The organism is Lysinibacillus canaveralius (genome assembly GCF_047301505.1).
Lineage (GTDB): Bacteria > Bacillota > Bacilli > Bacillales_A > Planococcaceae > Lysinibacillus_B.
On the sequence record NZ_CP154840.1, the window covers coordinates 1,842,039 to 1,853,705 of the forward strand.

The 11,667-nt window shown below is 39.6% G+C and carries 13 protein-coding genes; 8 read left to right on the top strand and 5 right to left on the bottom strand.

Annotation, left to right across the window (positions count from 1 at the left end; all coding sequences use genetic code 11):
- Positions 1-58: 58 nt before the first annotated feature.
- From AA0Y26_RS09235 to AA0Y26_RS09245, 3 genes are all read left to right on the top strand, one after another.
- Positions 59-481 (top strand): Rrf2 family transcriptional regulator, encoded by a 423-nt coding sequence (locus tag AA0Y26_RS09235; protein WP_413367185.1) that lies wholly within the window; start codon positions 59-61, stop codon positions 479-481.
- A 69-nt stretch (positions 482-550) separates the two neighbouring features.
- On the top strand, positions 551-1,453 hold the full coding sequence (locus AA0Y26_RS09240) for an NAD(P)/FAD-dependent oxidoreductase (protein WP_413367187.1): 903 nt from the start codon (positions 551-553) through the stop codon (positions 1,451-1,453).
- A 233-nt stretch (positions 1,454-1,686) separates the two neighbouring features.
- Positions 1,687-1,965: a nucleotidyltransferase domain-containing protein gene (locus AA0Y26_RS09245; RefSeq protein WP_413367189.1), complete on the top strand. Its 279-nt coding sequence runs from the start codon at positions 1,687-1,689 to the stop codon at positions 1,963-1,965.
- A gap of 287 nt (positions 1,966-2,252) precedes the next feature.
- On the opposite strand, the gene AA0Y26_RS09250 is transcribed toward AA0Y26_RS09245, so the two are convergent.
- Complete coding sequence (locus tag AA0Y26_RS09250) at positions 2,253-3,125, bottom strand: SDR family oxidoreductase (RefSeq protein ID WP_413367191.1); 873 nt, start codon at positions 3,123-3,125, stop codon at positions 2,253-2,255.
- 136 nt (positions 3,126-3,261) lie between these two features.
- Here AA0Y26_RS09250 and AA0Y26_RS09255 point away from each other — a divergent pair, with 136 nt between their 5' ends.
- Positions 3,262-3,609, top strand: coding sequence for a winged helix-turn-helix transcriptional regulator (locus tag AA0Y26_RS09255; RefSeq protein ID WP_413367193.1), 348 nt, complete (start codon positions 3,262-3,264; stop codon positions 3,607-3,609).
- Positions 3,610-3,794: 185 nt separating this feature from the next.
- Here the strand turns inward: AA0Y26_RS09255 and AA0Y26_RS09260 are convergent, their stop codons facing one another.
- Genes AA0Y26_RS09260 through AA0Y26_RS09270 form a run of 3 tightly spaced genes read right to left on the bottom strand, consistent with a single transcriptional unit; the run spans position 3,795 to position 5,537 of the window.
- The gene (locus AA0Y26_RS09260) at positions 3,795-4,931 is read right to left on the bottom strand and encodes a zinc-dependent alcohol dehydrogenase (protein ID WP_413368127.1); all 1,137 of its coding nucleotides are present in this window, start codon (positions 4,929-4,931) and stop codon (positions 3,795-3,797) included.
- A gap of 21 nt (positions 4,932-4,952) precedes the next feature.
- The gene (locus AA0Y26_RS09265; protein WP_413367195.1) at positions 4,953-5,315 is read right to left on the bottom strand and encodes a spore coat protein; all 363 of its coding nucleotides are present in this window, start codon (positions 5,313-5,315) and stop codon (positions 4,953-4,955) included.
- Positions 5,316-5,327: 12 nt separating this feature from the next.
- Positions 5,328-5,537 carry a hypothetical protein gene (locus AA0Y26_RS09270; RefSeq protein WP_008407170.1) on the bottom strand — a complete coding sequence of 70 codons (210 nt, stop codon included), beginning with the start codon at positions 5,535-5,537 and terminating at the stop codon, positions 5,328-5,330.
- Between the two features lie 197 nt (positions 5,538-5,734).
- Here AA0Y26_RS09270 and AA0Y26_RS09275 point away from each other — a divergent pair, with 197 nt between their 5' ends.
- From AA0Y26_RS09275 to AA0Y26_RS09285, 3 genes are read left to right on the top strand one after another with little or no spacing between them, the layout of a single operon-like run.
- Positions 5,735-7,360 (top strand): spore germination protein, encoded by a 1,626-nt coding sequence (locus AA0Y26_RS09275; RefSeq protein ID WP_413367197.1) that lies wholly within the window; start codon positions 5,735-5,737, stop codon positions 7,358-7,360.
- Position 7,361: 1 nt separating this feature from the next.
- On the top strand, positions 7,362-8,579 hold the full coding sequence (locus AA0Y26_RS09280; RefSeq protein ID WP_413367198.1) for a Ger(x)C family spore germination protein: 1,218 nt from the start codon (positions 7,362-7,364) through the stop codon (positions 8,577-8,579).
- A gap of 24 nt (positions 8,580-8,603) precedes the next feature.
- Complete coding sequence (locus tag AA0Y26_RS09285) at positions 8,604-9,716, top strand: GerAB/ArcD/ProY family transporter (protein ID WP_413367200.1); 1,113 nt, start codon at positions 8,604-8,606, stop codon at positions 9,714-9,716.
- Positions 9,717-9,941: 225 nt separating this feature from the next.
- Here AA0Y26_RS09285 and AA0Y26_RS09290 read toward each other — a convergent pair whose 3' ends face one another.
- Positions 9,942-10,196 (bottom strand): hypothetical protein, encoded by a 255-nt coding sequence (locus AA0Y26_RS09290; RefSeq protein WP_413367202.1) that lies wholly within the window; start codon positions 10,194-10,196, stop codon positions 9,942-9,944.
- 286 nt (positions 10,197-10,482) lie between these two features.
- Here AA0Y26_RS09290 and AA0Y26_RS09295 point away from each other — a divergent pair, with 286 nt between their 5' ends.
- Positions 10,483-11,580 (top strand): L-dopachrome tautomerase-related protein, encoded by a 1,098-nt coding sequence (locus tag AA0Y26_RS09295; protein ID WP_413367204.1) that lies wholly within the window; start codon positions 10,483-10,485, stop codon positions 11,578-11,580.
- The last annotated feature ends 87 nt before the right edge of the window (positions 11,581-11,667 follow it).

Consider the following 11,667-nt stretch of genomic DNA (forward strand, 5'->3'; position numbering starts at 1 on the left):
GCTACAATCAATTACAGACATTAAAAGTCTGTAATAGTTTTGATTATGAGGTGTAGTAATGAAATATTCAAAGGCAACTAATTATGCACTCCATACAATGGTGCATCTAACAATGCAGCCAAAAGGCCAGGCAGTAAGCGTGGAGCAGCTGGCATCCATGCAGGATTTGTCTCCGACATACCTGTCGAAAATCTTAACAAAGCTTGTAAAGGCAGGACTGATTGAGTCAGTTCCAGGGGCAAAAGGCGGCTACAGTATTTCGAGGCGCACACCGGATATTTCATTCCTGGATGTCATTGAAGCAGTGGAGGGACAATCCGTACTGTTCAACTGCACGCTCGAGCATGAGCAAAGCGATTGCTTAATCGAACGGGTAATGAGCGAGGCTGAAGGCAATATGAAGAAAGAGCTGGCAGGACGGACGATTCAAAGTATTGCCGAGCAGGCGGAAAACACACATTATCATAAGACAAAAAAATAAAAAAATTTTTTTACACCTATTAAGGATATTAAGGGTCTTTAATAGATTTTATAAAAAGGAGTGTTTACTATGTTGGATTGTGCAATTATCGGAGGAGGGCCTGCGGGCTTAAATGCAGCACTCGTTTTGGGGCGTGCTGGACGGAAGACAATGTTGTTTGATGAAGATAAACCGCGTAACCGGGTAACACAGGAATCGCACGGCTTTATAACGCAGGACGGGGTGAAGCCGGCGGAGTTCAAAAAACACGCGCGGATGGATGTCCAAAAGTATCCGTCTGTTACCATGATGGAAGAGCGGGTGGAGTACATTGAAAAAAACGCTGATGCCTTCAAAATCCAGACAAAAGGCGGGACAGTGTACATGGCGAAAAAAGTGCTTCTCGCAACAGGACTCCGCGATGTTTTGCCTGAAATTACAGGTGTTCAAGAAGTATACGGGACGAGTGTATTCAGCTGTCCGTTCTGTGACGGCTGGGAAATGAAAGATCAGGCACTTGCGGTTATTGCGGAAAATGAGCGGGCGTTTCACATGGGAAAAATGCTGACGAATTGGAGCCGTGATGTGATTGTCTTTACAAATGGCTATCAGCTAGAAGAAGAGAAAAAAAAGGTGCTGCTGCAGCAGGTGACCATCGTGGAAGATAGGATTGAAGCGCTTCAATCAAAAGCAGGGCAATTGACATCGATCCGGCTGCAAAATGGCGAGGAAATCCACCGGGATGCAGGTATTGTGATAACGGATTTAGTGCAGTCTGCTCCTTTTGGAGAACAGCTGGGCTGTACGATCAGTCCAAGCGGAGGCGTCAAAGTGGATGTACTTGGACGAACAACTGTGGAAGGCGTTTATGCATGCGGAGATATTTCAATCAGCACCCCTTCCCAGCTGATAATGGCAGCAGCGGAGGGCAGTAAAGCAGCGGCTGGTATCGTCTCAGATTTAGTTGAAGAAAGCTTTCAAGTTCAAACATAAACAGCGGTATGAGACTCAATTAAAATCATCCTCTTTGTATAGAACGCTTTAAAGCGCAGACAAGCCGATGAAGGAGAGAGGGCGCCTGATCCGATGAAGTATACGGACCGGGCGCCCTTTTTTAGCTACTGCTGAAAACATCTTGATAGTTTATGCTTTGTTTGTTTTTTGAATTTGAATTTAATTTTTATTAAAATTGTTTTTTAAAAGCAGTAAGATTATTAAAAATAAAAGTGGATAGAAGAGAAGGTTGTAAGAGGGGGTATTTTTGGGAAACGTGTTCTTCTGACATAAAAGAATTTATCTATAATCTTAATAAGGGTATTAAGATTATAGATGACAATTACGTTGGTTTTTATATACATGGTTCTTTAGCTATGGGTGGATTTAATCCTAAAAATAGCGATATTGATGTTTTGGTCATTACTAACAAATCAGTGGAAATGGAAGATAAAACAAATTTAGCGCTGTTTTTATTAAAACATTCTAATTCTCCATACCAATTGAAGTAAGTTTCCTGCGTACCGAACAATTACTTTATTGGCAACATCCATGTCCAGTTTGATTACCATGTTCAAAAATTATTAAATTAAGGTGGATGTTAATTGAATAAGAATCTTCAACAATCAGGCAAGCTTGATTAAGGAATATATATATTTCCATTTAAAGGATTAGAAAACACTGATGATATTTGATACAAATAAGAAAAACTAGGGAATTGTGTCTATCCCTAGTTTTTTGTTAAGCGTAATAAAAGAGACCTACCCTATTTAGGATAAATAGGGCCGATTCAGGTCAATTATTTATCTTGGGTAATTCCATCTATAATTTGAGTAAGTGCCTCGTTTATTGGCGTAGCTGGACGGCCAATAACTTTTTCGAAATCATTGCTCTCGATATCCAATGAGCCTTCTCGAATGCTTCTTTGGATGTCAACAAGTAGAGGGATAACGAAATCTTGTACGCCTGCAGCCTTCATGATATCCGCATATGCAGCATCATCAACCTGTTGAATAGGTACTTCTTTGCCAAGTAAATTTCCAAGGACAGAAGCAAATTCTTCCTGAGTAAAAGGCTTACCTGAAAGTTCATAAATGGTATTTTCATGTCCATTTTCAGATAATACCGCTGCCGCTGCTTCGGCATAATCTTGTTGTAATGCCCATCCTACTTTGCCATTTCCGGCTGATGTCACCCAAGGAGCTCCCGCTAGGACACCTTGAATGCTTGGAATTTCATTCTCCAAGTACCAATTATTACGTAAGAAGGAATAAGGAATACCTGTTTTCTTAATCGCGTCCTCAGTTGCCTTATGCGTTGGGGCGAACAGATTTGTACTTTCCTGTGCACTTGTGATACTTGTATACGCTATAAATTTAACGCCTGCACGCTCTGCTGCAGCTACCGCATTGGCATGCTGGCGGATTCTTGTTTCATTGTCTCCATCCGCAGAAATAATTAATAAACGTTCAACTCCTGCAAAAGCGGAATCCAGTGTTTCTGGATAATTGAAATCTCCGTGTCGAACTTCTACTCCATGAGCCTGCAATTCTTTCGCTTTCTCTGGAGTACGAACACTTACAGACAGTTGACCGGCTGGTACAGTCTTTAATAAAGTCTCTACAACTTTGGTGCCGAATTTTCCCGTTGCTCCTGTCACTAATAATTTCATGATTTATCTCCCCAATCTTTTTGTTTATTGTTCAAGCTTAATCAAATATTATAGTATTAGGCATTCTTTTAAAAGTAGTCATTTTTTTATAACATAGTTACAAAAACAGTACCATTAGGAAAGAGAGGTATGTATAATGGCTCGAAGTCGGTTCGCCGGTGAACCTCCAGAGAATCAAATAGAGGTTTGTCCCGTTACACAAGCCCAAGACATAATTACAGGAAAGTGGAAAATCGTTATTCTATGGCATTTAAGTAAAAAGACAAGAAGATTTAATGAAATTCAAAGATTATTACCTGATATTTCAAAAGGGATACTGACACGTCAGTTGAGAGAATTGGAAGAAGACCAGATGGTTCACAGAGAAGTGTATAAAGAAGTCCCGCCTAAAGTAGAATATTCGTTAACACCTTTGGGCCAGAGTTTTATTCCTATACTTGAGAGTATGGGTGAGTGGAGTAAAAAATATTTAAAGAGTAAATAAATAGGTAATCCTTCATCAAATAACTAAAAGGTAAAAGCACTAACTGAACTTTAACTTGTTAGTAACGTTTTAATGGTTCATCTTAACTGACAAGGACGTTAATAAAGTAATATGTTATAGGGAGACAGCTCAAAAGAAAAAGGTACTTTTGCAATACAGAGACAAAAGTACCTAAACACTTCTATTTAGGGCTTTAAAACCACTTTAATGCAACCTTCTTGTTTTGTATCGAATATTTCATAAGCATATTTTGCTTTTTCAAGAGGGAGGACATGTGTAATGATATCACCGGCATTCACTTTACCTTCAGCCATTAAGTTATAGACATGAGGCATGATATGAACAACTGGGGCTTGTCCAGTACGAATCGCTACATTGCGTTGGAATATATCTCCGAGCGGGAAGGCGTTGTATCGACCGCCGTATACACCGGTAATTTGGATTGTTCCGCCTTTACGTACAGCTTGACTGGCTATGACAAGGGCTCCCATAGCACCACCTTGAAGTTTTACGCCACTTGCAAGAAATTCTAGAGGCGTCATTTTTCCGCTCATCCCTACACAATCAATGACAACGTCTGCACCGCCCTTGGTAATCTCTTTCAAGTATTCACCACAGTTTTCATGGTCTTCAAAATTAACGATTTCGACGTTGTTTGTCTTCTTTGCATGTTTAAGACGATACCCGATGTAGTCAACTGCGATTACTCTTTCTGCTCCTTTCAACCAAGCAAATTTTTGTGCCAGCAGTCCAACAGGTCCGCAGCCAAGAATAACAACAGTATCTCCTTTCTTTACACCGGCATTATCTACACTCCAAAAAGCAGTAGAGGCGGCATCGGCAAGGAGAACAAGACTTTCATCAGGAACTTCTGATTTCTCTGGAATTTTGAAAGGGATAAAATTGCCATAGGGAACGCGCATAAGCTCTGCCTGTCCTCCCGGAAAACCTCCTGTTGTGTCTGAATAACCAAAGTAGGCACCCATTTCCCCATTATCGTTTGCATTATCACATTGACTTTCCAGATCATGATTGCAGTACCAGCATTCCCCGCATGCAATATTAAAAGGAATGACAATCCGGTCTCCCTTTTTAACTTTAGTGACATCTTTTCCAACTTCCTCTACAATACCCATCGGTTCGTGGCCAATGACATAATCTTGTCCAAGATTCGGAATCATTCCATGAATCAAATGCAAGTCTGACCCGCAAATGGCAGTAGTGGTTAAACGGACAATAATATCATCGGCTTTTTTTATTTTAGGGTCTTTTACTTCTTTGACCTCAACATTTTTTACACCTTGAAAAGTGACAGCTTTCATTAAAAAATCCCTCATTTTCGTTTATTTTTTCGGTGGGGTAGGGAACATTCCTTTTCGATTCATGTCTTTAGGGAATAAATCCAACTGTGCAATATTAATTGCATTTTCTGCAGATTTAATATCCAGTTCCTTTTGACCTTCCAGATCATAAGGTTTCAGCCATTCTTTTTTTAACATCAGTTCAGAAGTTTCGAAATATAAATCGATCATGACATCCAGCTGAGTTCTCAAGATTTTCTGAAGAGCAGGAGAAGCTGTTTCTGTTAGGGCAATTGAAAGATTTCGAATACCCGTTTTTGTAGTAAGTAAAAACTCAAGAGCAAGCCCCGAATCAGTCAGTTCAGGCATTCCAACTGAATTTATTGGATCTAAATAGTCTTGCATACAATTTTCCTCCTAATATTCCAATTCCGATTTTGAGTAGAGCTTAACCATAGCAGTGAGTGCCGGGGTAGATAATTTTACGTTTTTATCCAACAATGCTCTTAAATCATCATCAAAGACTACACCTTGACTCAGCTTCGATTTAAGTAAACTAGTTGTCATAAAGTTAATGACTTCATGAAATTCCATTGTTTCATGAAGTGCTAATTTTTTCTCTAACACGTAAATCGCACCTCCAGAGTTTTTTTAAAAAGCCAACCTGTAGCAAGTCTATCCTGCAGCAAGTCTATTTATACAATTCCGCCCTATTTTTTGGATTAAATTGGATTTCTAAATCTATATTGATAGTTAGAAAATCTTGTATAAAAGGGCGGCTTGATTGAAATAACTGTATGAAAAGCAAAGAAAGGTCTCGTGCCATGTTTTCGTTTTTAAAATGGATAAAGCAAAAGAAGAATCGTAAAAACCAGCAGGAAAACAGCCCCATTCAAGCTATTGATAAATTGTCGAATACTATTTATACCTCATTGACCTTGAATTTGGAAGCTATTAAACAAAGAACAGGAAACAGTACAGATGTAATCACAAGGCCGGTTAAACTCGGTCAACAGCCTAAGGTTAAAACCGCCATTGTGTATGTTAAAGGACTGGTAGACACTCAAACTGTTAACGATTCTTTAATTGAAGCGATGATTAATAAACCCGCACTCAAAGAACAGATAGCTCTTCAAGAGCTGATCGAAATGATTGGCGAAGATGTTGTTGCTGTCGGTGCAATAAAAAATTTAAGTGAATGGGACGAACTGTTCACAGAATTGATGTCAGGTAATACGATTATATTTGTCGATGGAATTAGTGTAGCACTAAGCGTCAGTACCCAAGGCGGAGAGAGACGTTCCATTCAAGAATCGACTACCAATGTCTCGATTCGCGGGTCGAAAGAAGCGTTTACTGAATCAATTGATACCAATATGGCCATGGTACGTCGGATTATTAATACGCCGGATTTGTGGATTGAATCCATGAAAATTGGCAAAATGACGAAAACAGATGTTTCTATCATGTATATAAATGGCATAGCAAGAAATGAAATCATAGATGAAGTACGTAAACGTTTACAAAGGATTGACATCGATGGCATCCTGGAATCCGGTTTTATAGAACAGCTGATTGAAGATCAGACAAATACCACCTTCCCAACTATCCATCATACAGATAGGCCCGATGCAGTAGCAGGTAATCTTCTTGAAGGAAGGATTGCCATATTCGTAAATGGGACACCTTTTGTGCTGATCATTCCAGCCTTATTTATTGACTTTTTTCAATCGCCCGAGGATTACTATGAACGTTTTGACATCTCATCAGCCATTCGTTTATTACGTACTGTGATCTTCTTTATATCCCTTGTTGGGCCTGCAGTCTACATTGCTGCGACCACCTTTCACCAGGAGATGATTCCAACAAAGCTCGCTGTCATCATTGCCGCTCAGCGGGAGTCTGTTCCTTTTCCTGCGTTTGTAGAAGCCCTTATCATGGAAATAACTTTTGAAATTTTAAGAGAAGCCGGTATCCGAATGCCGAAAGCAATAGGGTCTACGATTTCTATCGTAGGGGCGCTTGTCATTGGGCAGGCAGCGATTCAGGCAGGGATTGTTTCACCCGTCATGGTCATTGTCGTCTCAATGACTGCTATTGCCAGTTTCGCAACACCTTCCTATGCGGTTGCGATATCTGCCCGATTGGTTAGATTTTTGTTTATGGTCAGCGCAGCAACATTCGGCTTTTACGGAATGATTCTGGCGTTTATCATCCTTGTCGTTCACTTATCCGGCTTACGTTCATTCGGTGTTCCATATTTGACACCACTTGCACCATCCGTTAGAGAGGAACTTGGGGATACCATTGTCCGAAGACCACTTTGGGGTTACAAGAATAGACCAAAGATGATCAGCGGCCGAAATAATGTTGGTCAAGGGGAAAATCAGAAACCACAGCCTCCAGGAACTCGCACCATGAAAAATTCTGCCTATGAGGAAGGAGATTGAAATGAGCCGTAAATGGATTTCTCTTTACTTAATAATAGTAAGTATCTCATTCCTATCGGGCTGTTGGAGTAAGAGAGAGGTAAATGAACTGGCAATCATTTCTGCCACGTCGATTGATAAAAATGAAGAAGGGCGATACACCAAGACCATTCAACTGATCAACCCATCAAACGTAACGGGAGGATTACAGGGAGGGGGGGCTGGGCAAAGTCCCGCTATTACCGTTTACTCTGCAACAGGAGACAGTGTACTTGAAGCCCATTTCAACGCCACAACCAAAATCTCCCGAAAACTTTATCATGCTCATGCAAATTTGATTGTATTGGGTGAAGAGGTGGCACAAGAAGATGGATTGGAAAATGTTTTAGATGCCTTCGAACGGGAGCCGGAAATTCGGCCGACAGCAAAGGTTGTGATTGCTCATAATACAAAAGCGGGAGATCTGCTTAAATCTTTGACAGCAGTTGATAAAATTCCAGCTGATAAAGTGAATGGAACTTTGCAAACTACTGAGCAATCCATTGGTACAAATATGGAAGTTACTCTTCAGGATGTTATTAAGGCACTTACCTCCGAAGGGAAAGAACCGGTAATCAGTGGTTTTAGTATGAAAGGAGATATTGAGCTTGGGAAAAAAATGGAGAATGTCCAGAAATCTGAACTCGATACTACTCTAGAAGCAGATGGGCTGGCCATTTTCAAAGAAGGAAAGTTGATTGACTGGTACCAAGATGATATGGCCAAAGGGGTAATATGGATACTGGATAAAATGAAACAAACTGATTTGGAACTAGACAAGGATGGAAAGGAAAACGGCATCGTTTACAATGTTATACGGCAAAAAACAAAAGTTTCGGTAGATACGAAAAATGACATACCTGCCATTACAATTAATGTACGTGCTGAAGGCGATATTCGCGAAGTGAGGACACCTGTTAACCTGGAGGATCCGAAAGTTATATTGGAAATAGAAAAAGAACTGGAGGAACATATTAAGACAATGTTGGAAGAGACGGTTAAGCGTACACAACAAAATAGGACGGATATTTTTGGATTTGGCGAAGAAGTTCATCGTTCTAACCCTGAAAAATGGAAAAATATGAAAAGTGAATGGAACAATAATTACTTTCCAAACCTAAATGTAAAGATTAAAGTGGAAGCTTTTATACGGCGCACCGGCCTAAGATCCAATTCATTTTTTTCCGATATAAAAGATTAAGCACGGGAATGGAGGGGCGATTAATTGGAAAAGGCAAAAATTAGCGCGTACCAACTTTTAGTGCTGATTTTCTTATTCGAAATTGGCAATACCTTTTTAGTGCCTCTTGCTCATGAAGCGAAACAGGACGCTTGGCTGGCTGTTTTGATTGGGTTGGCAGGCGGCTGCTGTTTATTTTGGATTTATCATAGCCTTTATTCATATTATCCGGATATTCCGCTTACTGAATATATGCAGAGAATACTTGGAAGCTTTTTAGGGAAGGTTTTAGCCTTCTTTTATGTTCTGTACTTTATGTATATTGCGGCAAGAATCCTGAGGGATCTTGGGGAAATGCTGATTATTGTCTTCTATCCACAAACTCCATTATTTGTTATGAATTTATTAATGTTTTTAGTGGTTGTATATACAATTCGTAAAGGGATTGAGGTGATTGCGCGAACAGGAGAACTGCTATTTATAGTCATGATATTGATCGGCATCAGTGGCATGGTTTTAATTATGAGTTCAGGCATTCTTGACACCTCTAACATCGAACCATTGCTTGAAGAAGGAGTAAAGCCGGTCATAAAAACGGCATTTACTCAAACTTTGTTTTTCCCCTTCGGCGAAGTTATTGTATTTGCCATGATTTTGCCCTACTTAAACAAAGCATCAAAGTCGATGAAAACCGGGTTACTCGGAATTGGACTAAGTGGACTGGCCATAGCGCTAATCATAGCTGTAAATATCAGTGTGCTCGGTGTAAACCTTATTTCACGTTCACATTTCCCCCTTCTTTCGACCATACAAACCATTGATTATGCAGGATTTTTGCAACGGCTGGATATTGCTTTTCTAATTTCCACGGTAATCGGGGTTTTTTTTAAACTCAGTTTGTTTTTCTATGCTTCCCTGGCAGGCACTGCAAATTTGTTCAATATTAAAAATTCGGCACAATTGGCGTTTCCATTGGGGTTGCTCCTTTTAGTTTTATCTATGACCGTTGCCAGCAATTTTTCAGAACAAGTTTATGAAGGACTACAGATTGTCCCATTATATGTGCACCTTCCTTTTCAAGTAATTATTCCTGGTCTCCTTCTTATTATTGCGTTTTTTAAGAATAGGAAAAAGCAAAGCAAAGATATTCGAGATTGAATTGGTGAAAAGGAAATTTTCGCTTGTGGAGCGTGATAAAGATTGAAGATTCTCGGTATTACTATTTTGATTTTGGTGTTATTAACTAGTTTTTCCGTTGGTATGGACGTACTTTTAGGATTTGACTTAAAAACTTCGATTAAGAATGCCGTAAATCCTTTTTTGGTAATGGAGGTAGCTGAAATAGCTATTTTTTGTTTCCTCATCATTATTTGGGCATTTCGTTTAACTCGTTCCTTCTATAAAAAGAAGTAGGAAACGGTAACGGAGTGAATGGCCATAAAAGGAAATAATAGTTGAAGTAAAATATTTAGTATGATTGTAGCCTTCTTGGTTTAGAAGAAGGAATTCCCTTAGCCCCATATTACACAAAGCTCTGGCAATTCCTACTGGGAAAGCCAGGGCTGAGGAATCTGCAAATTCGTTATGAAGCTTTTTGTTATTCATCTTAGTTGAACCGCCGTCTATAGAAGCGTACATACGATGGTATAGGAGGATGGGGGAGTTAATCTCTCCCTCCTGCTTAATTTACCATGATTATTCTATAAACAGTTTAATTTTCATCATGTATCATACTGAACTATCATAAGTAAATAAGGTTCTTAAATCATTTCATTCCAGCGTTAATAAAAGCAATATTTTTAGTAATGGGAAATTGGAAATCAAAACAGCCCTCACGATTGAAAAATCTATCTAGAATTAGGCACCAAAAAAATTTTTTATCATATATAGTTGATATCCGTTCGAATTTAATAAGGAGGACATCATGCAACCTATGTTACCTATGGAAAAATATTTTGGACAGTTTGAACTGGTGCATGCTTTTTATGGGGCTATGCCTACAGGTGTCAGCGTTTCCGAAACCGGCCGTATTTTTGTTTGTTTTCCGAAATGGGGAGATGACGTTCCATTTACTGTGGCGGAAATTGTGGACGGTGAATTGATACCTTATCCCAATTTAGCAGCTAATTCGGTTAATGATGGTAATATTGCGATGTCTTTCGTCAGTGTCCAAAGTATCGTTGCTGATGGAAGAGGAACACTTTGGGTACTAGATACGGGGGCACCAAATTTTTCTGAACCCATTCAAGGGGGAGCAAAATTGGTAGCTGTTGATTTACGTACGAATACAATAAAGAGAATATATACCTTTACAGAAGATGTTGTCTTGCCAACAACTTATTTGAATGATGTCCGTTTGGATTTTCGGGTTGGAAGAGCAGGGTATGCATATATAACGGATTCTTCTTCCAGGGGGCCTGGGGCTATTATCGTCGTAGATTTAGATAATGGGAACGCGTTTAGAAGATTAAGTGGGGCAATATCAACTTCACCTGATCCCTATTTTCTACCGAAAGTTGAAGGTAAAATTTTGATGAATCGAAACCCGGACGGCTCGACTTTCCCATTTAGATTGGCTTCCGATAGTTTAGCGATTTCTCCTGACGGAAAGGTATTATTTTATGCGCCGTTAACCAGCCGTCAACTGTTCTCGATCTCAACAGCAATCCTAAGAGACAAAAGCATACAGGATATGGATTTATCCCGATATGTGCAGTATTGGGGGGAAAAAGGTGCATCTGATGGAATGATCACCGGCGCTAAAGGAACCGTTTATGCGGGAGACTATGAAAACAATAGTATCCGGAAGATATTGCAGAATGGCGCGATGGAAACCATCGCCCATGACCCGAGAATTTTATGGCCGGATACTTTTTCGATTGGTCCCGATCAATATTTATATGTCATTGTGAACCAATTACACCGGCAGGCAAGATTTCATTATGGAAGAGACCTGCGGAAAAAACCATATAGCTTACTTCGTATGAGAATTGATGAATTCCCCGCTCCTACTTTTTCATAATAAATTTAAACGAAGGCAGGCTATCTCTTATCAGTGAAATGCTTTTTTATCAGATAAAATTATAAAAAATGAAACCTCATTTAGATA

Coding starts and splice junctions, on each gene's coding strand:
- AA0Y26_RS09240 (WP_413367187.1), top strand. CDS start 551: ATGTTGGATTGTGCAATTATCGGAGGAGGGCCTGCGGGCTTAAATGCA.
- AA0Y26_RS09260 (WP_413368127.1), bottom strand. CDS start 4,931: ATGAAAGCTGTCACTTTTCAAGGTGTAAAAAATGTTGAGGTCAAAGAA.
- AA0Y26_RS09235 (WP_413367185.1), top strand. CDS start 59: ATGAAATATTCAAAGGCAACTAATTATGCACTCCATACAATGGTGCAT.
- AA0Y26_RS09265 (WP_413367195.1), bottom strand. CDS start 5,315: ATGCAAGACTATTTAGATCCAATAAATTCAGTTGGAATGCCTGAACTG.
- AA0Y26_RS09275 (WP_413367197.1), top strand. CDS start 5,735: ATGTTTTCGTTTTTAAAATGGATAAAGCAAAAGAAGAATCGTAAAAAC.
- AA0Y26_RS09295 (WP_413367204.1), top strand. CDS start 10,483: ATGCAACCTATGTTACCTATGGAAAAATATTTTGGACAGTTTGAACTG.
- AA0Y26_RS09290 (WP_413367202.1), bottom strand. CDS start 10,196: ATGTACGCTTCTATAGACGGCGGTTCAACTAAGATGAATAACAAAAAG.
- AA0Y26_RS09250 (WP_413367191.1), bottom strand. CDS start 3,125: ATGAAATTATTAGTGACAGGAGCAACGGGAAAATTCGGCACCAAAGTT.
- AA0Y26_RS09255 (WP_413367193.1), top strand. CDS start 3,262: ATGGCTCGAAGTCGGTTCGCCGGTGAACCTCCAGAGAATCAAATAGAG.
- AA0Y26_RS09280 (WP_413367198.1), top strand. CDS start 7,362: ATGAGCCGTAAATGGATTTCTCTTTACTTAATAATAGTAAGTATCTCA.